At 62.7% G+C, this 24,972-nt stretch carries 25 protein-coding genes; 3 read left to right on the top strand and 22 right to left on the bottom strand.

Annotated features, from left to right (window positions below; all coding sequences use genetic code 11):
• Nucleotides 1-9 precede the first annotated feature (9 nt).
• From CJ178_RS00755 to CJ178_RS00735, 6 genes are all read right to left on the bottom strand, one after another.
• On the bottom strand, nt 10-1,047 hold the full coding sequence (locus CJ178_RS00755) for a sulfate/molybdate ABC transporter ATP-binding protein (RefSeq protein ID WP_033232961.1): 1,038 nt from the start codon (nt 1,045-1,047) through the stop codon (nt 10-12).
• Nucleotides 1,044-1,850, bottom strand: a complete 807-nt coding sequence (gene cysW, locus CJ178_RS00750) for a sulfate ABC transporter permease subunit CysW (RefSeq protein ID WP_033232959.1) — start codon at nt 1,848-1,850, stop codon at nt 1,044-1,046. The genes CJ178_RS00755 and cysW overlap by 4 nt, the downstream gene beginning before the upstream one ends.
• The gene (gene cysT / locus CJ178_RS00745; RefSeq protein ID WP_033232957.1) at nt 1,850-2,695 is read right to left on the bottom strand and encodes a sulfate ABC transporter permease subunit CysT; all 846 of its coding nucleotides are present in this window, start codon (nt 2,693-2,695) and stop codon (nt 1,850-1,852) included. The genes cysW and cysT overlap by 1 nt, the downstream gene beginning before the upstream one ends.
• A gap of 7 nt (nt 2,696-2,702) precedes the next feature.
• A complete protein-coding gene (locus tag CJ178_RS00740) occupies nt 2,703-3,734 on the bottom strand; it encodes a sulfate ABC transporter substrate-binding protein (RefSeq protein ID WP_045066974.1) in 1,032 nt (343 codons plus the stop codon).
• A gap of 204 nt (nt 3,735-3,938) precedes the next feature.
• Nucleotides 3,939-4,028, bottom strand: coding sequence for an Ms4533A family Cys-rich leader peptide (locus CJ178_RS33680; RefSeq protein ID WP_309599224.1), 90 nt, complete (start codon nt 4,026-4,028; stop codon nt 3,939-3,941).
• A gap of 122 nt (nt 4,029-4,150) precedes the next feature.
• Nucleotides 4,151-4,393 (bottom strand): hypothetical protein, encoded by a 243-nt coding sequence (locus CJ178_RS00735; protein WP_033233174.1) that lies wholly within the window; start codon nt 4,391-4,393, stop codon nt 4,151-4,153.
• Between the two features lie 83 nt (nt 4,394-4,476).
• On the opposite strand from CJ178_RS00735, the gene CJ178_RS00730 reads away from it, so the two are divergent.
• The gene (locus tag CJ178_RS00730) at nt 4,477-6,435 is read left to right on the top strand and encodes a glycoside hydrolase family 15 protein (RefSeq protein WP_033233173.1); all 1,959 of its coding nucleotides are present in this window, start codon (nt 4,477-4,479) and stop codon (nt 6,433-6,435) included.
• A 35-nt stretch (nt 6,436-6,470) separates the two neighbouring features.
• Here CJ178_RS00730 and CJ178_RS00725 read toward each other — a convergent pair whose 3' ends face one another.
• Nucleotides 6,471-7,406 (bottom strand): NAD(P)H-dependent flavin oxidoreductase, encoded by a 936-nt coding sequence (locus CJ178_RS00725; protein ID WP_045066971.1) that lies wholly within the window; start codon nt 7,404-7,406, stop codon nt 6,471-6,473.
• A 6-nt stretch (nt 7,407-7,412) separates the two neighbouring features.
• The gene (gene lepA, locus CJ178_RS00720) at nt 7,413-9,305 is read right to left on the bottom strand and encodes a translation elongation factor 4 (RefSeq protein ID WP_033232951.1); all 1,893 of its coding nucleotides are present in this window, start codon (nt 9,303-9,305) and stop codon (nt 7,413-7,415) included.
• 118 nt (nt 9,306-9,423) lie between these two features.
• Here lepA and CJ178_RS00715 point away from each other — a divergent pair, with 118 nt between their 5' ends.
• Nucleotides 9,424-9,942, top strand: a complete 519-nt coding sequence (locus tag CJ178_RS00715) for a type II toxin-antitoxin system PemK/MazF family toxin (RefSeq protein ID WP_045066969.1) — start codon at nt 9,424-9,426, stop codon at nt 9,940-9,942.
• Between the two features lie 52 nt (nt 9,943-9,994).
• Here the strand turns inward: CJ178_RS00715 and CJ178_RS00710 are convergent, their stop codons facing one another.
• From CJ178_RS00710 to CJ178_RS00695, 4 genes are all read right to left on the bottom strand, one after another.
• Complete coding sequence (locus tag CJ178_RS00710) at nt 9,995-10,768, bottom strand: aquaporin (RefSeq protein ID WP_033232946.1); 774 nt, start codon at nt 10,766-10,768, stop codon at nt 9,995-9,997.
• 61 nt (nt 10,769-10,829) lie between these two features.
• Nucleotides 10,830-11,660 carry a transglutaminase family protein gene (locus CJ178_RS00705; RefSeq protein ID WP_095885913.1) on the bottom strand — a complete coding sequence of 277 codons (831 nt, stop codon included), beginning with the start codon at nt 11,658-11,660 and terminating at the stop codon, nt 10,830-10,832.
• A gap of 8 nt (nt 11,661-11,668) precedes the next feature.
• Complete coding sequence (locus CJ178_RS00700) at nt 11,669-12,640, bottom strand: alpha-E domain-containing protein (protein ID WP_033232943.1); 972 nt, start codon at nt 12,638-12,640, stop codon at nt 11,669-11,671.
• A gap of 40 nt (nt 12,641-12,680) precedes the next feature.
• Nucleotides 12,681-14,300, bottom strand: coding sequence for a circularly permuted type 2 ATP-grasp protein (locus tag CJ178_RS00695; RefSeq protein WP_045067891.1), 1,620 nt, complete (start codon nt 14,298-14,300; stop codon nt 12,681-12,683).
• A 198-nt stretch (nt 14,301-14,498) separates the two neighbouring features.
• Here CJ178_RS00695 and rpsT point away from each other — a divergent pair, with 198 nt between their 5' ends.
• A complete protein-coding gene (rpsT, locus tag CJ178_RS00690; RefSeq protein WP_033232941.1) occupies nt 14,499-14,759 on the top strand; it encodes a 30S ribosomal protein S20 in 261 nt (86 codons plus the stop codon).
• A gap of 124 nt (nt 14,760-14,883) precedes the next feature.
• On the opposite strand, the gene holA is transcribed toward rpsT, so the two are convergent.
• The 10 genes from holA to CJ178_RS00640 all read right to left on the bottom strand — a co-directional run bounded on the left by holA (nt 14,884) and on the right by CJ178_RS00640 (nt 24,942).
• Nucleotides 14,884-15,858, bottom strand: coding sequence for a DNA polymerase III subunit delta (holA, locus tag CJ178_RS00685; protein ID WP_095885912.1), 975 nt, complete (start codon nt 15,856-15,858; stop codon nt 14,884-14,886).
• Nucleotides 15,855-18,215, bottom strand: a complete 2,361-nt coding sequence (locus CJ178_RS00680; RefSeq protein ID WP_095885911.1) for a ComEC/Rec2 family competence protein — start codon at nt 18,213-18,215, stop codon at nt 15,855-15,857. Before CJ178_RS00680 ends, holA begins: the two co-directional genes overlap by 4 nt.
• Entirely contained in the window at nt 18,212-19,036 is an 825-nt protein-coding gene (locus CJ178_RS00675; protein ID WP_095885910.1) for a ComEA family DNA-binding protein, read from the bottom strand. Before CJ178_RS00675 ends, CJ178_RS00680 begins: the two co-directional genes overlap by 4 nt.
• Nucleotides 19,037-19,122: 86 nt before the next feature.
• A complete protein-coding gene (locus tag CJ178_RS00670) occupies nt 19,123-19,959 on the bottom strand; it encodes a DegV family protein (RefSeq protein WP_095887775.1) in 837 nt (278 codons plus the stop codon).
• Between the two features lie 4 nt (nt 19,960-19,963).
• Complete coding sequence (gene octT, locus CJ178_RS00665; protein ID WP_095885909.1) at nt 19,964-20,731, bottom strand: diglucosylglycerate octanoyltransferase; 768 nt, start codon at nt 20,729-20,731, stop codon at nt 19,964-19,966.
• The gene (locus tag CJ178_RS00660) at nt 20,718-21,392 is read right to left on the bottom strand and encodes a histidine phosphatase family protein (protein ID WP_095885908.1); all 675 of its coding nucleotides are present in this window, start codon (nt 21,390-21,392) and stop codon (nt 20,718-20,720) included. Before CJ178_RS00660 ends, octT begins: the two co-directional genes overlap by 14 nt.
• On the bottom strand, nt 21,389-21,835 hold the full coding sequence (rsfS, locus tag CJ178_RS00655) for a ribosome silencing factor (protein WP_033232927.1): 447 nt from the start codon (nt 21,833-21,835) through the stop codon (nt 21,389-21,391). Before rsfS ends, CJ178_RS00660 begins: the two co-directional genes overlap by 4 nt.
• Before the next feature lie 36 nt (nt 21,836-21,871).
• Nucleotides 21,872-22,573: a nicotinate-nucleotide adenylyltransferase gene (gene nadD, locus CJ178_RS00650; RefSeq protein WP_072782446.1), complete on the bottom strand. Its 702-nt coding sequence runs from the start codon at nt 22,571-22,573 to the stop codon at nt 21,872-21,874.
• Nucleotides 22,574-22,593: 20 nt separating this feature from the next.
• Complete coding sequence (locus CJ178_RS00645) at nt 22,594-24,051, bottom strand: vWA domain-containing protein (protein ID WP_095885907.1); 1,458 nt, start codon at nt 24,049-24,051, stop codon at nt 22,594-22,596.
• A 9-nt stretch (nt 24,052-24,060) separates the two neighbouring features.
• Nucleotides 24,061-24,942: an AAA family ATPase gene (locus CJ178_RS00640; RefSeq protein WP_033232924.1), complete on the bottom strand. Its 882-nt coding sequence runs from the start codon at nt 24,940-24,942 to the stop codon at nt 24,061-24,063.
• Nucleotides 24,943-24,972: the final 30 nt, after the last annotated feature.

The raw sequence follows: 24,972 nt of genomic DNA, 5'->3' as shown, positions 1-24,972 counted from the left end.
GAAACCGCGTCACACCTGGCCTACGAGGCTCACAACCGTCGGAGAGTCCACCGGCTCTTCCGGAAGGTCCGGAACCCGAGTCGCACGGGCGTACACCGTCTCGCCGGCTTCCAAATGCAGAGCAGCACTGTCTCCGCGCGTGACCTGAGCTGAGAACAGCTCCCCCGTCGCTTCGTTGCGCAGGTCCACACGAACCTCGAAGCCCAGGTACACCACACGTTCGACTGTTGCCCGGGTGACGCCGAGCGATTCTGCGGTTCCGGCTTCCTGAGCGAGAGCCATGCTGGGGTCGCGGCCGAGCCGGATGTCGTGCGGGCGTACCAACTGGCCGTTGAGCTTGGCGACAGATCCGAGGAAGGACATCACAAAATCGTTGGCCGGGCGGTCGTAGAGGTCGGCAGGTTCACCGATCTGCTCGATCCGTCCCTTGTTCAGCACAGCGATGCGATCCGCGACATCGAGGGCTTCTTCCTGGTCGTGGGTGACCAGAACCGTCGTGACATGCACTTCGTCGTGCAACCGGCGGAGCCATGTGCGCAGGTCTGCGCGAACTTTCGCGTCCAGCGCGCCAAAAGGCTCGTCGAGCAGCAGCACCTGCGGATCGACGGCAAGGGCACGCGCCAATGCCATCCGCTGACGCTGACCACCGGAAAGCTGTGCCGGATAACGATGCTGGAAGCCGTCGAGGCCGACGATCTCCAGAAGTTCGTTGACTTTCTTCTCGATCTCCGGCTTCGGACGCTTACGGATCTTGAGACCGAACGCGACGTTGTCGCGAACCGTCATGTGCTTGAACGCGGCGTAATGCTGGAACACGAACCCGATGTCACGCTTCTGCGGGGAGACGCCGGTGACGTCCTTTCCCGCAATCGTGATGGTGCCGGAATCGAGTTGCTCGAGACCCGCGATCGACCGCAATAGCGTCGACTTGCCGGAGCCACTCGGCCCGAGCAGTGCGGTCAGGGAACCGGACGGGATGTTGACGGACACGTCGTCGAGCGCCGCGAAGTCACCGTAGTTCTTACGCGCCCCGGTCACAGTGATCATGTGTTGCTCCTCTTGCGGTCCAGCAGCGTCATCAGCAACAGGACAATGATGGCGATGCCCATCAGCAGAGTAGCTGCCGAATACGCACCAAAGGTGTTGTGATCGTCGATGTATCGCGAATGCACGAGCAAGGTCAACGTCTGGGATACCCCGGGGAAGCCCGACGACACCATGATGACAGCTCCGAATTCACCGAGAGAGCGGGCAACGGTCAACACGATTCCGTAGGTCAAGCCCCACCGAATCGCGGGCAACGTGATGCGCCAGAACGTCTGCCACCCCGAAGCACCGAGCGTCGCCGCGGCCTGCTCCTGCTCGTCACCGATCTCGTGCAGGACGGGTTCGACCTCACGGACGACAAACGGCAACGTGACGAAGATGGTTGCGAGCACCATGCCAGGCAATCCGAAGATCACCTTGAATCCCAAGGACTCGATTCCGCCGAACCATCCGTTTGCGCCCCACAGCAGGATCAGCGACACACCGACCACAACAGGCGAGACCGCAAACGGCAGGTCGACGACGGACTGCAAAACACCGCGACCGGGAAAACGCCCGCGCACCAAGGCAAGTGCGGTGACAATTCCGAAGATCACGTTGATCGGTACCACGATCACCACGATGAGCAGCGACAGATTCAGTGCCGAAATCGCCGCAGGCGTCGTGATCGAGTCGATGAACGCGCCGATCCCGTTCTCGAACGTACGCGTCAAGATCACGCCGATCGGCACCACAAGAAGAACGAACAGGTACAGCAGCGCGACGGACCGCAGTCCGATCCGCGATTTCGTGGAAATGTTCATCAGCCGCGTTCCTCACGTCGTTGACCCCGAGAAGAGAAGAGACGCAGCACGAACAGCGTCACGAACGCGATGAGCAGCAAGGCCACCGACACCGCAGCAGCATTGGTCGGACGATCGATTTCGATCTGCTGCTGAATGTACTGCGACGTCACCTGCGTCACGCGCGGAATGTTGCCGCCGATGAGAACTACGGAACCGTACTCACCGATCGCTCGCGCAAACGCCAGGCCGGCTCCTGAAATCACGGCAGGAGCCAGCGTCGGCAACACAACGGAACGGAAGATCGTCCAGTTGGACGCGCCCAAAGACGCTGCCGCTTCCTCGACTTCACGATCGACCTCCATCAGAACCGGCTGCACCGAACGCACGACAAACGGCAGCGTCACGAATGCCAGCGCGACGATCAGGCCGGGCTGGGTTGCGTTGAGGTGAATGTCGATCGGTGACTGCGGCCCGTACAGCGACAGCAGAACGATCGACGCCACGATGGTCGGCAACGCAAACGGCAGGTCGATCATCGCGTTCACAATTCGCTTGCCCGGGAACTCGTCTCGCACAAGCACCCACGCGATGATCGTGCCCATCACGACGTTGATCAACGCCACGACGATCGAGGCGAACAGCGTCACCCGCAACGACGCCAGCGCGACCGGTGCGGTGATGGCGTCCCAGAACCCGGCGATACCGTCGTCGAAAGCGGTGACGGTCAGCGCCGCGAGCGGCAGCAGGACGATGATGGAAAGCCAGAGTGTGGCCACGCCGATGCCGAGTGGCCCGACGCTTCCCGTGACCCGCGCGAGTTTGGGTTTGCGGGTCACGGGTGTGCGTTCAATGGTGTCGGTCACGGCAGTCTTACTTGGTTGCGTTGTCGTAGATTACGGCGATGGAACCGGTGTCCTTGGTGAACAGTGTGGAGTCGACGGTCTTCCAGCCACCCAGATCCGTGATGGTCCACAGCTTCGTGGGCTCCGGGAACTTGTCGGTGAACTCGGCGGCAACCGCGGGATCAACCGGGCGGAATCCTGCTTCGGCCCACAGCTTCTGGCCTTCGGTGGTGTAGAGGTAATCCTTGAACGCCGTTGCCTGATCCAGAACCTTGCTGTTCGACAACACAGCGACCGGATTCTCGATCTTGAACGTCGTCGGCGGGGTGACGTGCTCGACCGGATCTCCGTTGCCCTCGATGAACAGTGCTTCGTTCTCGTAGCTGATCAGAACGTCGCCGCTGCCCTGCAAGAAGGCTTCCGATGCTTCGCGGCCCGACTTCGGCTGGATCTTGACGTGGTCGTTGACGAGCGCGGTGATGTAGTCGAGGCCGGCCTGCGGGTTCTTGCCGCCGTCACTCTTTGCCGCGTACGGCGCCAACAGGTTCCACTTGGCCGAGCCCGAACTGAACGGATTCGGGGTGACAACCTCGAGGCCGGGCTGGAGCAGGTCGTCCCAGTCCTTGATGCCCTTCGGGTTTCCGGGACGCGTCACGATGGTGACAACCGATCCGAACGGAATTCCGTTGTAGGCGTCCTGATTCCAGTTCTTGTCCACCAGGCCCGCGTCGACGAGACGCGTAATGTCGGGCTCGACGGAGAAGTTGACGAAGTCGGCTTCCGCGCCGTCCTTCACCTTGCGCGACTGGTCGCCGGAGGCGCCGTACGACGGGTTGAACGCAACGTTCTTCCCGTCTTCCGTCTCCTGGAAGGCGGGAATCAGCTTGTCGAAGCCGGGCTTCGGGACCGCGTAGGCAAACAGGTTGATCGTGCCGGCGCTACCGTCGCTGGCAACCGTATCGGCACCGACGGTATCGCTCGAGCCACCGCTGCACGCTGTGAGTACCACGGCCCCCATGGTCGCGATAGCAGTGAGGAGTGTGCGGGAACGGCGTTTCATTGCAGATACCTTCCGAGAGGGCTGACAGAAAAGGGCTGACACAGCGTGAAAGTCCGAGACCTCTGGGGCTGAATCCATCGGAATGTTCGGACATGAAGAGCCGACGGGGCTTTAAGATGCCCATGGTCGGGGGGCGCGAACTACGCGCAGAAGAGTTCGAGCGGGGCGCACGTGCGCCGCCGAGGAATTCGAACTACAGGGAAATCAACAACAGGCGACGTCAGCGACGTCAAGCATGCCGACAGCGATCAACGCCAACTGGTGGCGGATCTGGGGAGCTGCTGCTTCGGACACGTCGAGGACTCTAGCAGAGCATTCCGGCGGTCTCGAATCGAATCTCTAACGAGTGAGAAGCCACGCCACGATACAAAGAAGGATCAGGGCGATCAGTGCAAGAGTGACCCGTGAGCGGGGCATCAGTTTTCCTCGACTTCTCTGAAAGATTTCTCGGGGGTTTTCTCGGAGATTGCCGCTGGGGTGCGTCGTAGCCACTCGAAGACCGGCGACGACAGCACTGCTGACAATCCACGATCCAGACCGATCGCGATGCCGGCACACAGTGGAACAACAACGGCAAGGACCAACACGACCTGTGGGATGAAGGGAAGGCCGGCAATCCACAGCTCCACGCCGTCCCACCAACCCGCAATTCGCTCCACGCTCATCACCCTATCGTTCGCCGCCGCGGGCACCGAACGACTGTGGAGTGGACGTGCCTCAGATCTGGCCGGACAATGTCCGAATGAGTGTCGACGACGAAGTAATGCAGGCCGTCCCCTCCACCACGGCAGGCCACCACCGAAGCACCTTCCCACCCATCGACGACTACGCATTTCTGTCCGACTGCGAGACATCCTGCTTGATCGCCCGGAACGGATCAGTGGAGTGGATGTGCGTCCCGCGTCCCGACTCTCCGAGCGTCTTCGGCGCGATCCTGGATCGCAGTGCAGGGCACTTCCGGATCGGCCCGTACGGTCAGAACGTTCCGGCAGCTCGCCGCTACCTTCCCGGCGGGCTCATTCTCGAGACCACCTGGCAGACCGAGACGGGATGGCTGGTCGTGCGCGACGCGTTGGTTCTCGGCCCGTGGCACAACGTCGACAAGCGTTCCAGCACTCATCGGCGCACACCCACCGACTGGGATGCAGAACACATCCTGCTCCGCACTGTGAAGTGCGTCAGCGGCACTGTCGAACTCGAAATGAGCTGCGAACCGGCCTTCGATTACCACCGGGGTGCCGCAATCTGGGAGTACACCGGCAAGGTGTACGAGGAAGCGACGGCCACGTGCCATTCCTCACGGCCCGGCGATCATCCGTCACTGCGCCTCACCACCGATCTGCGCCTCGGACTCGAGGGGCGCGAAGCCCGTGCCCGCACCCGGTTGGTCGAGGGCGACAACGCGTTCGTCGCACTGTCGTGGTCCGAACTGCCGTCGCCGCAGACCTTCGACGAAGCCGCCGAGATGATGTGGCAGACCGCAAAATCGTGGCGTGAATGGGTCACCATCGGCAAGTTCCCCGACCATCCGTGGCGGGCCTACCTCCAGCGCAGCGCACTCACCCTCAAGGGGCTCACCTATGCCCCCACCGGCGCCCTCCTTGCCGCCTCCACGACATCTCTCCCGGAAACACCTGGCGGAGAACGTAACTGGGACTACCGCTACGCGTGGGTTCGCGATTCCACCTTCGCGCTCTGGGGCCTCTACACCCTCGGACTGGACCGCGAAGCCAACGATTTCTTCAACTTCATCTACGACGTCTCCAGTTCCGACCACGGGAAACCACACCCGTTGCAAGTGATGTACGGCATCGGCGGTGAGCGAACCCTCGAGGAGTCCGAACTGAGCCACCTGTCCGGCTACGACGGTGCGCGGCCGGTACGGATCGGCAACGGCGCGTTCGACCAGAAGCAGCACGACATCTGGGGCACCATGCTCGACTCGGTGTATCTCCACATCCGCACCCGCGAGCGTGTCCCCGAAGCATTGTGGCCGCTACTCAAGCGGCAGGTCGAGGAAGCCATCAAGCATTGGCGTCAACCCGACCGCGGGATCTGGGAAGTGCGCGGCGAACCGCAACACTTCACGTCGTCGAAGATCATGTGCTGGGTTGCTCTCGACCGCGGCGCCAAGCTCGCAGAAATGCAGGGCGAGAAGAGCTTTGCGCAGCAGTGGTCCGCCATTGCCGACGAGATCAAAGAGGATATCCTCGCTCACGGCGTCGACTCTCGTGGTGTGCTCACCCAGCGATACGGGCACAATTCACTCGACGCGTCGCTGCTTCTCGCGCCGCTCCTGCGTTTCCTCCCGGCCGACGATCCCCGTATCCGGGCAACCGTGCTTGCCATCGCCGACGAACTCACCGAGGAAGGCCTGGTTCTGCGCTACCGCGTCGAAACCACCGACGACGGATTGAGCGGCGAAGAAGGCACATTCACCATCTGTTCGTTCTGGTTGGTCTCGGCGTTGGTCGAGATCGGCGAACTCGAGCGCGCGAAGCACCTGTGTGAGCGTCTACTCGGATTTGCCAGCCCGCTCAAGCTCTACGCCGAGGAGATCGACGCACACACCGGCCGTCATCTCGGAAACTTCCCGCAGGCGTTCACCCACCTGGCATTGATCAACGCCGTGGTGCACGTGATCCGCGCCGAGGAGGCCGCCGAAGCCGGCGCATTCCAGCCTGCGCACAACGCGACGTAAGTCCCCTGCTGTGCGCCTTTCTCAACCGCCCGCGGTCAAGAAAGGCGCACAGCAGATAGGTGGCGCTCCGCATCCGCGCCGATCCGCCGAACCACGTCACCGGCGGGGTGAGTTCCATGCACGAGTCCCACCGCTTCTCCGGCATACACGACGCCGTTGTTCGGATCGGACGGGTCGTACGCCTTTGCGAGAGTGCCCTCATCGGCATCGACGCCGTCCCACGCTGCCGTGAAGTCGTTGGCGATGGCTCGGCCACCCCAACGCTGCGGCCACGGCTGACTGCGCGCTCGGTCGAACACGGACGTGTAGACGGTGTCCGCACTCCCGGCTTCGACGACGCGATCACGCGCGTAATCCGGGCCGACAGTTTCGGGGCTGGCGAGCAACGCGGTCCCGATCATCACGCCCTCCGCGCCGGCAGCAAGAACCGCGGCCAGACCGCGCCCGGTCCCGATCCCACCCGCAGCGAGCACCGGCAGCGAGGTTGCTTCGAGGATCTCCTGCAGCAGCGGGAGAGTTCCGATGCGGCCGGTGTGCCCGCCGGCCTCACCGCCCTGCGCGATGACGGCGTCCACTCCCGCGGCCTCGACAACGCGGAGGTCTTCGAGCGTATTGATCTGTGACACAACGGGAATCCCGGCATCGTGGATGCGGCCGACATAGGCGGCGGGATCACCGAACGACAAGGTGATCATGGTCGGTTTGACCGCTATCGCGGTGTCGAGCATCAATTCGTTCTCGGGCAGTGACCACGTCATGAGCCCGACACCGAATTTCCCGCCGATCGAGCGAGCCACGTCGGCTTCGGCCTCGATCCACTCGGGTGTGTTGTACCTGGCCGCCCCCAGCAGACCCAGCCCACCGGCAGCGGAGACCGCGCCGGCGAGAGCGCCACCGGCCCGCCCACCCATGGGTGCCCCGAGTACCGGGATCTCGATTCCGAATTCTCGGGACAACCAGGTGGTGATCATGCGCTCCTACTTCTTGGGCTTCTCGCCGACCGATTCGGATGTCAGTGCTGCCACGAATGCTTCCTGCGGAACCTCGACGCGGCCGATGGTCTTCATCCGCTTCTTGCCTTCCTTCTGCTTCTCGAGCAGCTTGCGCTTACGGCTGATGTCGCCGCCGTAGCACTTGGCAAGGACGTCCTTGCGGATTGCGCGAATGTTCTCGCGCGAGATGATCTTCGCGCCGATCGCGGCCTGGATCGGAACTTCGAACTGCTGACGCGGGATGAGCTCGCGCAGCTTCGATGTCATCCGGCCACCGTAGGCACCGGCGTTGGAGCGGTGAACGATCGAGGAGAACGCGTCGACGGCCTCGCCCTGCAGCAGAATGTCGACCTTCACCAGGTCTGCCTGCTGCTCGCCGGCCTCTTCGTAGTCGAGGCTGGCGTAGCCCTTGGTGCGGGACTTGAGCGCGTCGAAGAAGTCGAACATGATCTCGCCCATGGGCAATTCGTAGCGCAGTTCGACGCGGGTCTCCGACAGGTAATCCATGCCGCCGAGCTCACCACGACGCGACTGGCACAGCTCCATGATTGCGCCGACGTACTCGCTCGGCGCGATGACGGTGCACTTGGCGACCGGTTCGTACACTTCACGAACCTTGCCTTCAGGCCAGTACGACGGGTTGGTGACGATGACCTCGGACCCGTCTTCCATCACGACGCGGTACACGACGTTGGGCGCCGTGGAAATCAGTTCGAGACCGAACTCGCGCTCGAGACGGTCACGGGTGATTTCCATGTGCAGCAGTCCCAGGAAGCCGCAGCGGAAACCGAATCCCAGAGCAACCGATGTCTCGGGCTCGTACGCCAGGGCCGCGTCGTTGAGGCGGAGCTTGTCCAAAGCGTCGCGCAGCACGGGGTAGTCCGAGCCGTCCATCGGGTACAGACCCGAGTAGACCATCGGCTTGGGATCGCGGTAGCCGACGAGCGGTTGTGTGGCGCCGTTGCGCGTTGTGGTGACGGTGTCACCGACTCGCGACTGACGAACGTCCTTCACACCCGTGATGAGATAGCCCACCTCGCCGACGCCCAGGCCGATACTGGCCTTCGGCTCGGGCGAGATGATGCCGACCTCGAGCAGTTCGTGCGTGGTGCCGGTGGACATCATCGTGATCTTCTCGCGCGGACGGATCCGGCCGTCGACAACACGCACGTACGTGACCACGCCGCGATACGCGTCGTAGACCGAGTCGAAGATCATCGCGCGAGCCGGACCGTCGGCATCACCGACGGGTGCGGGAATCTGCACGATTACTTCGTCGAGCAGTTCCTTGACGCCCATGCCGGTCTTACCCGAGACGCGCAGGACATCGCCGGGCTCACAGCCGGTGATGTGCGCAATTTCCTCGGCATAGCGGTCGGGATCGGCAGCCGGGAGGTCGATCTTGTTGAGGACGGGAATGATCTTGAGATCCTTCTCCATCGCCAGGTACAGGTTGGCCAGTGTCTGAGCCTCGATGCCCTGAGCTGCGTCGACCAGCAGGATCGCGCCTTCACACGCTTCGAGCGCACGCGAGACCTCGTACGTGAAGTCGACGTGGCCGGGGGTGTCGATGAGGTGGAGGACAAACTCTTCACCGTTGACAGTCCAGGGCAGGCGCACATTCTGGGCCTTGATGGTGATGCCACGTTCGCGCTCGATGTCCATGCGGTCCAGATACTGCGCGCGCATCGCCCGCTCTTCGACCACGCCGGTGAGCTGCAGCATGCGGTCTGCCAGCGTCGACTTACCGTGGTCGATGTGCGCAATGATGCAGAAGTTCCGGATCTGCGCAGGATCCGTGAACGTCTTGTCGGCGAAGCTGCTGATGGGAGACCCCTTAATCGGACCGGCACCGGCCCGGATCCGGGCCACTGTCAACCCTTAGGATATCCAAGTCTCACCGCCGCCGCGCCAGCGGTTCCCGCACAGAGCACTCGGGTGTGCCCGCACCAAGCGCTCAGGGTTCCCGCGCACCATGCGATTATGCTCGGTCGCCATGGCAAGCATGTGGAAGCAGCTCGGTAGAACCCTCGGTAACTTCGCTCTGGACAAGGGCCCGACACTGCTACGCCAACTGCAGTCGTCGAACGCGTCGACGGGCACGTCCGGCCGACCGGTCGCGGCGCGCACCGTCCCCACCGCGCATCGCGCCCGCAAGGTCGAATACTCCCCCGATCTCGACGGCAAAGCCGATCCCGGCGAGATCGTCTGGACCTGGGTCGCCTACGAAGAGGACCCGACGCAGGGCAAGGACCGCCCGGTTCTGGTTGTCGGCCGAGACGGGGACACACTTCTGGGCTTGATGCTGTCGTCGCAGAGCAAGCGCAACGGCGAGCGAGATTGGGTCGCCATCGGGTCCGGCCCGTGGGACAGCGAAGGCCGCCCAAGTTGGATCAGGTTGGATCGTGTTCTCGACGTCCCGGAAGCCGGTATTCGCCGCGAAGGAGCCGTCATGGACCGCAAAAAGTTCGAGTTGGTCGCCACAAAACTTCGGGCCGACTTCAGCTGGAGCTGAAGCCGACCCGAAGGACAAAGCACTACCGAAATCGCTCAGCTGTTGAGGCGGCTCAGCTGTTCAAGCGATTGAATCGGCCGAACAACGCGCGGTAGATCAGTGCGCCGAGTGCGCCGCCGATGATCGGGAACACGATGAACAGCCACACTTGGCCCATGGCACCGACCTGATACGGGGCGACGGCAAGGCTGCGGGCGGGGTTCACGGACGTGTTGTCGATCGGGATCGAGATCAGGTGGATCACGGCGAGCGTGAAGCCGATGGACACTCCGGCCAGCGGAACGTCGGAGATCTGGTCGGTGGACGCCAGAACGACGAACACCAGAAGCGCGGTCAGCAAGATCTCGATGATCATCGTGGCGCCGATGCCGTAGCCGTCGGACACCACCATTCCCAGGAGGTTCTTCTCGGCCGACGGACTGTGCGCTCCCCATCCGTTAGCACCCAGGCCGTCTGCGACTCTGTTGTAGGCAGGAAGGCTGTTTGCGACGGTGTAGATGACAACACCTGCAAGAAGACCACCGATTATCTGAGCGACGATGTAGATGCCCGCATTCACTGCCGAGATTCGCCCGATGGCAAATTGGCCGACGGTCACCGCGGGATTGACGTGACAACCCGAAATCGGGCCGATGGCGTACACCAGAAACAGCAAGGTCAAACCGAAAGCCAGAGCAACTCCGAGGTTTCCGACTTTCGCACCGGCAAATACGGCGGTGCCGACGGCGGAGAACACCAGTACAAATGTCCCCACCGCTTCGGCCACATATTTCTTGACGTCCGAAATCGGTTCGACCTCGGTTAATTCCTGTGCAGTTGGAGACATATTCCCACCTTCTTCGTCAATGAAACGGCAGTAATGCTCACGCGTCTAGATTTGCCGGACTTTACGCAAGGCGAGTGATCTCCACAACAACTTCGAGATCTGTCGATCGACCGCCGGAATAGATTCCCTTCAGCGGCGGCACATCCGAATAGTCCCGACCTATCCCGACCGCGACATGTTGTTCATTCACAGCTATCACGTTTGTCGGGTCGTATCCCCACCAGGCACCCGTCCACGCCTCGATCCAGGCGTGTGATTCCCCGACCACCGTGTCCCCGATAGCGGCATCGCGCGTCGGATGCAGATATCCGGAAACATATCGACACGGAATTCCCATGGTGCGCAGTATGTCGAGTGTCAAATGCGCATAATCCTGACACACACCTTCGCGTGCGGCCCAGGCTTCGACCGCCGACGTGTGGACGCCGGTAGTCCCGGGCACATACGACATTTCGCTGTACACCCATTTCGACACGGCCACTACCGCTTCCTCCGGCGATAAACCCTGTCGCAATTCTTCGGCAATTGCCGTGAACTTCTCGTCTCGCGGGACATAATCCGTGAAACTCAATTGTTCGTTGAACCGATCCTTGATCGAATTACCGGCCAACTCGTCCCAGCCGACCTTTTCTTCCGGCGCGACAAACGGTTCCGTCTCGACAACGGAAAGACCGGTGACTTCCAGTTCCTTATGCGGCGCATGAAGATCGAAAGCCGTCACGGCAGTACCCCAATAGTCGGTGTACCGGTAGGCACGCGAAGCCGGTTGGGTCTCGACGCGGTTCAAGATGACAGTTTGCCGGTTGTCACCCCGTGGAGTCAGTCGCACCTCGTTGTACGACGACGTCACCGGAGCTTCGTAGGCATATCCGGTCGTGTGTACAACCCTCATTCGCCAACTCACAGTTCCCCCTCCACAGTCGCCTCGGCGTAGACAGCACTTGCGTCAGTCCACGCGACCCATGGCGCGGCATGGAAGTACTGCAACGAAATAGCCTCACCCAGTTCGCGACACGTCTCCTGCCAACCCAACAGTCTCAACTGCAAATCCTCGAGCAACACTCCCTGGGGGAGGAACTCGAGCTCACTTCGTGCCCTACCGAGCAATCGGGTGGCCTCAGCGCGGATCCCGACCCGGCTGGCCTGCTGCGGGTCCAGTTCCTCCAGGCACTTCTCCGCTTGCCGAATCGAGTGGAACACCGACCGCGGAAACAGCCGATCGAGAAGGATGAACTCCACGACCCGGTTCGCGTCGAGAGCACCACGGTAGGTACGGAGGTACGTGTCGTGCGCGCCGGCCGAGCGCAGCACCGACACCCAGGCAGGCGACGTCGGCTTGTCCCCCGCACGGGCCAGCAGCATGCGCACGATCATGTCGACTCGCTCGATGGAGCGACCCAACAGCAGGAACCGGTAACCGTCGTCGCGGCTGAGCGTCGAATCCGCCAGTCCCGCAAACATTGCCGCGCGTTCCTCGACGTAGCGGAAGAACTCGTGTGGCCCGAGGTAGCGCGACGCTCGCTCGCGCTCCCCCAAGCCGTTGTACGTCGTGTTCAGGCACTCCCACATCTCACTGGACGTCACCTCACGTGCGCCACGAGCGTTTTCCCGGGCGCTCGACAGTGAGTCGACGATCGATCCGACCTGATTGCGACTGAACGCAACAAGATCCGTCAGCGACCGCACATCCAGTTCCTCTTCCGGCGCGTCGATTCCGAGGACCCGAAGCAACAACCGCGACGTTCGATCCGGATCGAGGGTCGTGTCGTCGAGCAGTTGGTGGACGGTCACGTCGAGGATGCGCGCGGTGTCATCGGCCCGTTCCACGTAACGGCCGATCCAGTAGAGAGATTCGGCATTTCTGGCAAGCATCCTTACATCACACTCCGTTCTGTTGATCGCTTCGGCGTGATCACTGTTGTTGTTGATTCAGTTGTGACGGAGTCAGTTCCGGGCCCTTGTCAGGTTCTGCGGATTCCGGCGGTTCGCCGACAAGTTCCTCACCCGCCAGTTCCCCGGCGTCGGTTGATGTCGCCGCGGCCAATACCCACGTGTCCTTGCTTCCCCCGCCTTGGCTCGAGTTGACCACCAACGAGCCTTCCGGGAGCGCCACGCGAGTCAACCCGCCGGGCAATACCCAGATGTCGTCACCGTCGTTGACCGCAAAGGGACGCAGATCGACATGACGCGGCGACAACACGTCCCCGATCTTCGTGGGCACTGTCGACAACTGCACCACCGGTTGAGCGATCCAGCCGCGCGGATCGGCTCTGATCTTTCCGGTGATCTCGGCCAGTTCCGCCGGGCTCGCGTCCGGGCCGAACACGATGCCGTACCCACCGGACCCCTCGACGGGTTTGATCACCAGTTCCGCGACGCGGTCGAGTACTTCCTCACACTCGTCGTCGAGCCAGCAACGGAACGTGTCGACGTTCTGCAGCAACGGTTTCTCACCGAGGTAGTAATCGATGATCTGCGGCACATAGGTGTAGACAAGTTTGTCGTCTCCGACTCCGTTTCCCACAGCACTCGAAATCACGACGTTGCCCGCCCGGGCCGCGTTGAGCACGCCGGCCACACCGAGAATCGAGTCCGGGCGGAAGTGCATCGGGTCGAGGTAGTCATCGTCTATCCGTCGGTAGATCACGTCGACCTGACGTTCACCTTCCGTCGTGCGCATGTAGACGACGTTGTCGCGGCAGAAGAGGTCGCGGCCCTCCACCAACTCGACACCCATCTGTCGCGCGAGCAGCGAGTGTTCGAAGTACGCCGAATTCGCGACACCCGGTGTGAGAACAACCACAGTTGGGTCGGCTTCGTTCGTGGCCGCACCGGCTCGCAGGGCGCGCAGCAAATGAGTTGCATAATCACCGACAGCACGCACCCGGTGCGACATGAACAGGTCCGGGAACACCCGCGTCATGGTCCGACGGTTCTCCATCACATAGGAGACCCCGGACGGTGATCGCAGATTGTCCTCTAGCACCCGGAAGTCACCGACTTCGTCCCGGACCAGGTCGATCCCGGCCACGTGAATACGCACGCCGTTGGGCGGCACAATTCCCGTGGCCTCCCGGTGGAAGTGCTCACACGAGGTGACCAGCCGCCGGGGAAGCACGTGATCACGCAGAATCCGCTGTTCGCCGTAAATGTCTGCCAGAAACAACTCCAGCGCTTTGACCCGTTGTTTGATGCCCTTTTCGAGGTGCGCCCACTCCTGCGCCGCGATAACGCGCGGAACCACATCCAACGGGAAGGGGCTTTCCTGCCCCGAGAGCGAGAACGTCACCCCCTGATCGATGAAGGCGCGACCAAGTGCGTCTGCGCGGGCCCCGAGGTCCTTACTGCTCGTCGGCGCCAGCGCGGAGTACACCCCTCGATAGGACTCTCGCACTGATCCGTCGGCGTCGAACATCTCGTCGAAAGCCAACTCGTAGCGACCGATGTCCGCATATCCGTCGAACACTCCGGAGGGACGCGCCCGCGTCGTGGCCGAGCCTGTATTCACCACATTGTCTGCCGTCGGCGTCATAGCAAACATGCTGCTACACGTCCGCGATTTGAGCAGTGCGGAAACATCCCCGCAAACCCCGTGTAACCTTCTCAATCAGGCGCATCGTGCGGCGGTTTGGGATATTCGACCCTGGACTGGTAATCTTGCCAGTCGGTGCATCAGTGCGCCCACAGCTTTCTCGACCGTAACCAGCTAAAGACGACAAGGATTTTACGCGTGGCCAACATCAAGTCCCAGGTGAAGCGAATCCGTACCAACGAGGCGGCCCGACTCCGTAACCAGTCGGTGAAGTCCTCGCTGCGTACCGCGATTCGTTCATTCCGCGAGGCTGCGGCAGCCGGTGACAAGGACAAGGCCAACGAGCTCCTCGTCGCCACCAGCCGCAAGCTCGACAAGGCAGCCAGCAAGGGCGTTATCCACGCCAACCAGGCTGCAAACAAGAAGTCTGCACTCGCGCAGGCTGCAAACAAGATCTGACACATCCTCGTTGGCGGTTCGCCGTCATCAGTGGTGTTTCAATAGCCGCTCCGGTCTACTCGACCAGAGCGGCTATTGTTCGTTCAAATAATGCGTTCGAATAATACGGGGTGCCGAGCGCGTCTTACTTACGCAGCGCACAGACCTTACGCACCGCTGATTCCAGCGCATAGGACGAGTCGACGGCCGCACCCTTCACATCGGCGTTGAGCGCGGCAACAATCTGCATTGCTGCGCCGATCGACGCCGGGTCCCAGCCCTTCACTTCCTTGATTGCCTTCTTGACCTTCCACGGCGGCATCCCGAGCTCCGACGCCAACCGGAACGGATCACCGCCCCGGGCATACGGGCCGACCTTCGCGACGGTATGCACCGCGTCGGCGAGGGCGTCGGCCAGAAGAACGTGCGGGGTTCCGATCTGGTCAGCCCAGCGAAGTGCTTCGAGCGCGCCCCGGGTATCGCCGACGATTACTTTGTCCGCGACGTCGAACCCCGACACCTCGGCCCTGCCGGAGTAGTACTGATGGACAGCGTCGACGTCGATCTTCCCGCCGGTATCTGCAGCCAACTGGGAACACGCCGATGCCAACTCACGCAGGTTCGAGCCGACGCTTTCGATCATCGCCCCGATGACAGCGGGCGAAACCTTGACCTGTGCGGACGAAAACTCGGCCCGAACAAAATCGGTCAACTGAGATTTGTTGAGTTTGGCGCACTGATGAACTACGGCGCCCAACTTCTCCAGCGCGGGCGCCAGTGCTTTTGCGCGTCCACCACCGGAGTGCAGAACAATCAGCACAACACCTTCGGACGGTTCGCGGGCTGCGTCGAGTACCAGTGCAACGGCGTCCTTGCCGGCCTCCGCTGCCGCTTCCAGAACGATCACACGATCTTCCGCGAACAGCGACGGACTGAGCAGTTCGGCAAGTTCTGGCGCATTGGCATCGCCGGCACGCATCCGGGTGATGGGTAGATCCGAGATTCCCTGCCCACGATCACCACGAACGGCCTTGATCAACGTCGACACTGCCCGTTCGATCAGGAATTCGTCGTCTCCGAGAACGAGGTGCAACGGATCGAGGCCAGCCGGAGTACTCACCCGAAGATCGTCCCACGAGGTACCGACACCACGGACACGGACCCGTCGCCGCTTCCGTACACCGCGAGCGTGCCACCTTGATCGGTACGTGCCACGACGCCGCCCAACGATTCCAGCTCGCTCAACACCTGCGGATGCGGATGCCCGAAGGTGTTGCCGGCGCCGGCGCTCACCAAGGTCAGCCGGGGGCGAACCGCCTCGAGAAATGCTTTCGATGTAGTTCGTGAGCCGTGATGCGGCAGTTTCAGGACATCTGCCCGCACGTCGATTCCGCTACGCATGATCGACGCTTCACCCGCGGTTTCCGAGTCGCCGGTCAACAGTATGCGGCCTGCACTCGTGTGCGCCATCAGCACCAGGGACTGATCGTTGGCCGACGCGTCCGCGTCCACGACATCACGGGGTACCGGCAACACGGGACCGAGAACGTCGAACTGCACCGTCCCGAGAACAAACGTGGACCCGGCGCGCAGACCGACCAGCGGAACTCCATGGGCTCGTGCGGCCGCGTCCACATCGCGAAAACCTGATTCCGGCAACAACATCGGGCCGACACCCACAGCCGACACCGAACGACCGGCAAGCACGGCGTCGAGCCCGGCGATGTGATCGGCATGAAAGTGACTGATCAGAACGAGCGCAATATCGTCGACCCCCAACATGTTCAGGCAACGGTCCATCGACGTCGGATCGGGCCCGACGTCGATCACGATTACCCGCCCATCCCCCGTGGCCAACACCAGTCCGTCGCCCTGCCCCACATCGCACATCACCATGGCCCATCCCGGCGCCAGCCGCCCACCGGAGAAGACGTGGTGAAACGCCAGTGCCAGCACCAGTCCCGTCAGCACTGCGCCGAGTAGCCACCGCGAGATGCGATTCCACAGCAGGAGTATCGAGACAAGCACCAGCCCCAGGACTACAAGTGCCCCGAGCAATCCCGACGGCACGGTGAGGTTTGCCCCTGGCACCGAGGCAGCCCGGTCCGCGACGGAGAGCAGCCACCACATCGGCGGCCGCACAGCCAAAGCCAGAAGTGCGGCCGCGGGCACACTGACCAAGGCGAGCAGCGCCATCAGCGCTCCCAATACCGTGAGAACTCCGATCACCGGTGCCACCAACAGGTTTGCGGCTATCGACACGACACTGAGCGTGCCTGCCATCGCGGCCACTACCGGCGCGGTGACAGCAAACGCGGCACTCGACACTGCCGTCATCTCTGCCAGCCACCGCGGCCAACCGCGCAGCCGAAGTGCGTCGACCCACACGGGCGCAAGGATCACCAATGCCCCGGTTGCCGTGGTCGACAACACAAATCCCCAGTCGACGGCCAGTTCCGGCATGACGATCACCAACACGATGACGGCGGCACCCAACGCGGGCAGCGCCTGTTTGCGTCGTCCCGTCACCAAACTCAACAATCCGATCGTGCCCATCACCGCGGCGCGAAGCACACTCGGCGACGGCCGCGCCACAATCACGAACGCCAGGATCGTCACAGCTGCAAGTGCCGCCCCGATCCGCGGATCGAGTGCGGCAGCCCGCACCAGCAGTAACACAGCGCCCAGGAGAATGCTGATGTTTGCACCGGACACGGCGGTGAGATGAGAAAGACCGGCCGCCGTGAAGTTGTCCTTGACCACCGGAGACAAGGCAGAGGTGTCCCCCACGACCAAACCGGGCAGCAGGCCCGCCGCATCGGGAGCCAGCGCCTGAGCACATACCTCCGCAAATCGAGACCGCACGACGCCGGCCCACCGCTGATACCACGGTGCGCCGCCGATCTCGAGCGGCCCGCCTTCGGTGGTGATCACTGCCAACGTCAGATCCGAGCGCGATGGAACGCTTACCTTTCCCCGAATCGTAAGCGCCTGTCCGGGAAGCGTTTCCGGCCACAGTCCGCTCGGCGCGCGTACTGTCACGGCGCCGCCGGCGTCGTAGTGCTGATTACCCACGGTCAACGATCGCACCGATGCCCGGAAATACACCTGACCGGGACCCATCGACGACGCCGTCGCCCGTGGGTCCTCGGTGGGGTTCACCTCCGCGGTCACCCACCCTCCGGATGCCGCCGCGCGCGCCAGTGGATGCGCTTCGACATCTGCCATCCGCCACGCAGTCACAGCGCTGAATGCACCGCCGAATACGCAGGCCACCAATAGGACCGGAATCCAGCCCGTAGATCCCCACCGCCACACGCAAACAGCCAGGCCGGCGCAGGCAATGCCCGAAGCCACCGCGACGCACCACGCAAGTCCGGGCCCGAACACGATGCCCGCAGCAGTTGCTCCCCACACCGCCACCGCTGCGGGCACAAGCCTCGCGTCGAGAACCCGCTGCTCTGCATCCCCGTTCACACTGTGACCAGAGCTCGCAGCTTGTCGAGCCGCGCCGGGCCTATGCCGTCCACCTCACCCAATTGCTCTACATCCGTGAACTTTCCGTTGGACGTACGCCACGCGAGGATCGCACTGGCCGTGACGGGTCCAACTCCGGGAAGCGCGTCGAGTTCGGCTTCCGTCGCAGTATTCAGATTGATCGGCGCCCCATTTGCACCCGAGGGAGCGGATGCACTCGGCGTAGCCGACCCCCCGCCCGCTGTAGTCGAACTGATCTGCTGATCCGGCGAATCACCCACCGCACCAACAACTACTTGATCGCCGTCGGACAGTTTCTGTGCCAAGTTCAAGCTGAGAGTGTCAGCGTTGTCGAGCACCCCACCGGCCGCGCTCAGTGCATCAGCGATCCGTGAGGTATCGGGCAGTGTCACCAATCCGGGGTTGTGCACCAGCCCGACAACACTGACAACCACCGATGCCGGACGAGAGTCATCGACGAGCGCTGACGGCTGAGCCTGATTCGATGTCGCGACCGGAATCCCCACAGCTGCAGGCAGTGCCGGCACCGCCTGGATTGTCGGCGAATCCCACCACAGTGCAAAAACACCGAGCCCGGCGGCAACAAGCGCAATGAAAACCAACACAATTGCACCGCGCCGGTGCGGACTCCATCGCATACCGCGCCAACGTTCGGGCACCGCGGCAAACCGAGCATCCTCCTCAGATCCGTCTTCCTCGTCGACATCCAGAAGCCACTCGGGCACTGCCGGACGGGCGACGTCGCCGCTCATCGCGGAAAGTCGATCACGCACCCTCTCCCGCTCTTGATTGATCCGCATGAAGCGACGCTAGCGAGCGGCCACTGATCTGTGCAGCGAGAGAAATCGTGTTGGGGATAACTGGCAGTCTGTGGATAACCGACTGTTCAGGGCACATCTTCCGGAAGTGGGCACACCACAACACCGATCGCGCCTACGCCTACGTGCACGCCCAGGACTGCGCTGAAATCGGTGACCACGGTTTCGGCGACATTCGGGATTCGCTCGCACAGTTGTGCGGCGATGCCCTCGGCTCGTTCCCGAGCTTTCATGTGATGGACGGCGATGGCCACGCGGCTGCGCCCCGCTCGCTCCACTGCCGCATCAACCAATCTCGCGAGCGCTTTGGTGCTGGTGCGAGTTTTTTCTTTCAAGACCAGTTTGCCGTCCACCAGGTGCAGCAGCGGTTTCATCGCCAGGGCGGTACCCAACAACGCTGCCGCGGTACTGATCCGGCCACCACGACGCAATTGGTCGAGCTTGTCGACGAAGATGAAGGCGCGCCCGCGTTCGGCAACGTCGACAGCGCGGTCGTACACGAGGTCGAGCGGAGATCCGGTCGCTGCGAATCGTGCCGCTTCCAAGGCCGGGAACCCCAAACCCATACCGGTGGACGCTGAATCGACGATGCGTACCTTGCTGCCGAATTCCTCCGCCGCCTGCCTCCCGGCGTCCCAGGTGCTCGAAAGTTGCCGCGAGATGTGGACTGCGACAACACCGTCGCCCTGGCTCAGGTCCAGTGCGCGCCCGTAGGCCTCGGTCAGCTCTGCCGGTGAGGCACCAGCCGTCGAGAGCCCGGACAGGTCGTCGGGAATGGTGTCGACGCCTTCGAGGAAATCAGTGCTGTCCCGAAGGATGTGCAACGGAACGACTTGAAGCCCACACGCTTCGGAAGATTCGTGTGGGACGCAGGCAGACGAATCCGTGACGACGACAACTGACACTTCGCTACCCGACCTCACTCGCGGACGTGGGCGCACGCTGAGCTTCGGCGGCGCGAATTGCGGCAGTCATGGCCCGGGCGACACCGATGTGTCCGTCCCAACCCCAGTGAATTCCGTCCGGGTTGCCATTGTCGGAGAACACGTTTTCACGTACCGCGTCGGCAAGATCCACAACAGGTACGTCTTTGGCTGTTGCCCATTCGGTGATCGCAGATACTGCGGCCGGACGACCGGCATGGACACTCGCGTACGCGTCACTGCGATGCACGGACGGCAACGTCGCGATCATCGGCAGTTCGGGACGCATGTATTCCAACGCGTTTCGTGAGCTCTCGAGGTATTCGACGCTCAGCTTCGGTGGCAGCGCCACGGGGCGGCCGAGTGGTGCCAGGCGCGGTTGAAGCCACTGGTATCCCTCGCGGACCACGCGTCGTAGGGCCGGTGGCCGCACGTAGCGGATGGTTTCGCGCAACGCGGTGGGCAACGGTGACGGCAGAGAATCCATACCGCCGACGGCAAACACAACAGCCCCGGCGCGCGGGACAGCAGCCCACACTCGTGGGTCCTGGGTCAGCGCCCACCACGCGTCGCGACACGTCCAGCCGATGCGCGCGACAAGCTCGACGTCCCACCCCAACTCCTCGGCGACGAGGTTGGGCCAGATCCGGGGATGGTCGGCGGCCAGTCCGCCTTTGGGGCCGAAATACGACAGCGAATCGGCAATAACCAGAAGGACGGGGCGCTGCCCGTCGGCACTCTCAGAGGACGTCATTTGCGACACTCGCAGAAGCATTCCATACGTCGAGTCGCCATTCGATGGAAGCCGGATTTCCGTGTCCGCTGAGCTGAACCCAACTCGTATTTCCTAGACCGCCCAGAATCGCCCAGCGGTCGATCGGCAAGTCGAGCAGTGCGGCGGTCAACGCCGCGATCAAGCCGCCGTGTGCCACCAGGACAACCGGCCTCTCGGCCCAGTCGGGAAGTGCCGCCAGAAGTTCCGTCACCACCGGCACACTGCGCCTCGCAACGTCGATGCGGCTTTCACCGCCAGGCGGGGCCAATGTCGCGTCAGCTCGCCACGACGCCCGGAGCCCAGGTGTCTGCTCGTCGACGTCGCTGTGGGTCAATCCCTGCCAGCCGCCGAGGTGCGTCTCACGCAGACGCGTGTCGGTGAGGACCGGAAGCCCGGCCGCATCACCGACAGCGACTGCCGTGAAGTACGCGCGCTTGAGGTCCGAGGACACGATAGTCAGCGGCGCACGGTCGGCGATCACCGGACCAGCACTCTTCGCTTGCGTGCGCCCCAACTCCGACAAGTCGGTGTCGAGTTGCCCCTGCATCCGAGAATCGGCGTTGTACACGGTCTGCCCGTGGCGGAGCAGAATCAGCCGCCGCACAGGATTCGACGCCGCTCCCGGCGCCGAGGAGGTCACAGTGAAGGTTCCTGCGCGTCCGGCTCGGCAACCGTGTCGGTGTCGAACACTGTGTGTGCGTCAGCCGGTCCCGGGATGTTCAGGCCGAGTCCTTCGACCTCGACTGCCGGGCAGTCCTTCCACAGACGATCGAGAGCGTAGAAATTGCGCTCCTCGTCGTGCTGCACGTGAACAACGATCTCGGCGTAGTCGAGAAGTGCCCAACGACCCTCGCGGGTGCCTTCACGACGGATCGGCTTGTGGCCGGCCTCGCGGAGGCGATCTTCGATGTTCTCGACGATCGAGTTCACCTGACGCTCGGTAGCGGCGGATGCGATGACAAAGCAGTCCGTGATGACCAATTGCTCGGACACATCGAGCACCACCACTTCAGTGGCCAGCTTCTCGTCGGCTGCCAGGGCCGCGATGCGTGCCATGTCGATGGCTTCGGTTGTTGCGCTCACTCGATGTTCTCCAGTTTCGTCTTCTTGGTATTGCTTCTAGTTCGAATCGGCCGTCTTGCCAGGCGCCGGTTCCGACATGGTTGTCGCACCGTCACGGCGCTCCGCGTCGACAGGTCGATACAGGTTCCGCTTCGAGATGTACTGCACCACTCCATCCGGTACGAGGTACCAGACAGGACGGTCTTCGCTTGCTCGACGCCGACATTCGGTCGACGAAATGGCAAGAGCCGGGATCTCGATCAACGTCACCGCATCGGCGGGCATCGTGTCGAGGTGAGCGGCCAGGTGCTCGGTGTTGAGATCGAAACCCGGTCGCGATACTCCGACAAATTTTGCCAATGCGAACAACTCTTCCCAATCTTGCCAGGAAAGGATGCTGGCCAGCGCATCGGCACCAGTGATGAAGAACAGTTCCGCGTCCGGATGATAAGCCCGCAGGTCGCGAAGTGTGTCCACGGTGTACGTCACTTTTTCACGGTCGACATCGACCCGGGAAACGGAAAACCGCGGGTTGGAGGCGGTGGCGATGACCGTCATGAGGTACCTGTCCTCTGCCGGGCTGACGCCTCGAGCCTCCTTCTGCCACGGTCGGCCGGTGGGGACGAAGATCACTTCGTCGAGTCCGAACCTGTCGGCGACCTCACTCGCTGCGACGAGGTGACCGTGGTGAATGGGGTCGAAAGTGCCGCCCATCACGCCGAGGCGTCGAGCACGTTCCACCGATTGTCCCTTCTGCACAGCTGCCGAGCTTACGTGTCTCACACCGGCAGCAGGCCGGACACCACGTCGGCCAGCTGCTGGGCGGAGCGGCACTCGTGCATGCTGATGACCTCGTTGTACACCTTGGCAGCCGAGTCGCCCGACCCCCACTGCCCCTTGGGCTCTGGATTGAGCCAGTGTGCGTGCTTGGCCACTGCAACCATCTGCACGAGTGATTGCAGGTTTGGGTCGCGGTAGTTGTTGCGACCGTCGCCCAGTACCAGCAGTGATGTGCGACTGGTGATGCTCTGTGCGAACTTCTCCTGGAATACCCCGAAGGCGTGGCCGTAGTCGGAGTGACCGTCGTACGTGATCAGCTCCGCTTCACGAACCATCCGTGACATCGCGGATCCGAGGTCGGCATTCGAATCGAAGTACCGGGTGACCTCGTCGGTGGTGTCGATGAACGCAAATACGCGTACGCGGGAGAACTGCTCTCGCAGAGCGTTGACCAACAGCAAGGTGAAGTGGCTGAACCCGGCTACCGAACCGGACACGTCGCACATCACGACAAGTTCGGGACGCGCGCGTTTGGGTTTGCGCTGCACCAGATCGATCGGCACCCCGCCCGTCGACATCGATTTACGCAAGGTTCGACGCAAGTCGATGGAACCGGCTCGGCTGCGACTGCGACGGACGGCAAGTCTGCTGGCGAGCAACCGTGCCAGCGGAGTCACGTTCTTCTTGAGCGTCGTGAGTTCCGCGTCGGACGCGCGTAGGAAGTCGACTTCTTCGGCCAGCTTCGGAACACCGTAGGTGGCGACGCGCTCCTTGCCGAGATTCTCGGCCGTACGTCGACGCGTTTCCTTCTCGACCATCTTGCGGAAGTCCGCGATGCGCTGGGCCGCTGTCCGCTTGGCAACCTCCGATTGATAGTCGGAGTTGTCCTTGCCCTCACTACCGCCCTGCTGATTACCGAGTAGTCCTTCGAGGATCTTGTTGAGCAGTGTTTCGGGAGCGACATCCCGCAACGCCTGGTACGCGGAGAACGACGGTCCGTTGCTCGACTGGTACTGCCCCAGCTCTTCGACCATCGCGGCAGTGAGAAGCTCGGTCAGCTCCATGGCCTCATCGCTGCCGTCGGTCAGCAGTTCGGCGATCAGCTCCCGCAGTGCCTGTAGATCGATGCTGCCGTCAGGCTTACGCGGCAGGCTGACGTCGACGTCGCCGACCGCACGGTCGCCGATCGCCCGCGGGAACCACAGGTCGAAAACGGCGTCGAAGGTCGCGCGATGGGTGGGCCGGCGCAGCAGCGAACAGGCCAGCCCTTCGCGGAGAGCTTCACGATCGAGGAGATCGAGAACCGACATGACCTGGCCGGCGTCGACGGTCTCGGAGGGGCCGACCATGATGCCGCGTCGGCGAAGGGCCTCGACAAAATCGACGAGGTGACCTGGCAGACCGTATGGCGCCGCCAACCCACCCGGCTTGATCGGTGACGTACCTCCGAGTGCCATGACCAGACCTCAGTTCAGCCGAAGTTCGGCGGTGGCTCGCACCTGATCGGACTGGTGCTTGAGGATGACGCCGAGTGTTGCGCGTACGGCGTCGTCGTCGAGTGTGTCCATGCCAAGGGCGAGGAGCGTGCGTCCCCAGTCGATGGTTTCGGACACCGAGGGAACCTTCTTGAGCTGCATGCCGCGCAGAACGCGGATGGTGTTGACCAGCTGCTCGGCAATGGCTTCGGGCAGTTCGGGGACACGGCTGGCAAGAATGCGACGTTCGAGGTCTGCATCGGGGAAATCGAGATGCAGGAACAGGCAACGACGCTTGAGTGCCTCGGACAGCTCACGGGTGGCGTTGGACGTCAGCACCGTGAACGGCTTACGTGTTGCGGTGATGGTTCCGAGTTCCGGGATGGTGACCGCGAAGTCGCTGAGAACTTCGAGGAGCAGTCCCTCGATCTCGACGTCGGCCTTGTCGGTCTCGTCGATCAACAGGACTGTCGGGTCTTCGCGGCGAATCGCCTTGAGCAGTGGACGCGCGAGAAGGAATTCCTCCGAGAACACATCAGCCTTGGTGGAATCCCAGCTGTGGTCGGAGCCGGACTGAATGCGCAGGATCTGCTTCGCGTGGTTCCACTCGTACAGCGCACGAGCCTCGTCGACGCCCTCGTAGCACTGCAGGCGCACCAGCTCGGCGCCTGTCGTCTGGGCTACCGCACGCGCCAACTCGGTCTTACCGACACCGGCCGGTCCCTCGATGAGCAGGGGTTTGCCCAGTCGGTCGGCGAGAAACACTGCCGTTGCAGTGCCCTTGTCGGACAGGTAACCCGTCTCGGCCAAACGCTCGATCACGTCGTCGACGCTCGAGAAGAACGGTGTTGTATCGGGGAGAGCTCGGTCCACGGTTAACTCCTAAAAAGGGTGGGGCAAGTC

It is taken from the genome of Rhodococcus sp. ACPA4 (genome assembly GCF_002300185.1).
Classification (GTDB): Bacteria; Actinomycetota; Actinomycetes; order Mycobacteriales; family Mycobacteriaceae; genus Rhodococcus_F; species Rhodococcus_F globerula.
This window is presented reverse-complemented; position numbering and strand designations above follow the sequence as displayed.

Coding starts and splice junctions, on each gene's coding strand:
- CJ178_RS00730 (WP_033233173.1), top strand. CDS start 4,477: ATGAGTGTCGACGACGAAGTAATGCAGGCCGTCCCCTCCACCACGGCA.
- CJ178_RS00645 (WP_095885907.1), bottom strand. CDS start 24,051: ATGGCACTCGGAGGTACGTCACCGATCAAGCCGGGTGGGTTGGCGGCG.
- cysW (WP_033232959.1), bottom strand. CDS start 1,850: ATGAACATTTCCACGAAATCGCGGATCGGACTGCGGTCCGTCGCGCTG.
- CJ178_RS00700 (WP_033232943.1), bottom strand. CDS start 12,640: ATGCTTGCCAGAAATGCCGAATCTCTCTACTGGATCGGCCGTTACGTG.
- CJ178_RS00715 (WP_045066969.1), top strand. CDS start 9,424: ATGGCAAGCATGTGGAAGCAGCTCGGTAGAACCCTCGGTAACTTCGCT.
- CJ178_RS00710 (WP_033232946.1), bottom strand. CDS start 10,768: ATGTCTCCAACTGCACAGGAATTAACCGAGGTCGAACCGATTTCGGAC.
- CJ178_RS00755 (WP_033232961.1), bottom strand. CDS start 1,047: ATGATCACTGTGACCGGGGCGCGTAAGAACTACGGTGACTTCGCGGCG.
- CJ178_RS00695 (WP_045067891.1), bottom strand. CDS start 14,300: ATGACGCCGACGGCAGACAATGTGGTGAATACAGGCTCGGCCACGACG.
- CJ178_RS00675 (WP_095885910.1), bottom strand. CDS start 19,036: ATGCGGATCAATCAAGAGCGGGAGAGGGTGCGTGATCGACTTTCCGCG.
- CJ178_RS00705 (WP_095885913.1), bottom strand. CDS start 11,660: ATGAGGGTTGTACACACGACCGGATATGCCTACGAAGCTCCGGTGACG.
- CJ178_RS00725 (WP_045066971.1), bottom strand. CDS start 7,406: ATGATCACCACCTGGTTGTCCCGAGAATTCGGAATCGAGATCCCGGTA.
- CJ178_RS00740 (WP_045066974.1), bottom strand. CDS start 3,734: ATGAAACGCCGTTCCCGCACACTCCTCACTGCTATCGCGACCATGGGG.
- octT (WP_095885909.1), bottom strand. CDS start 20,731: ATGACGTCCTCTGAGAGTGCCGACGGGCAGCGCCCCGTCCTTCTGGTT.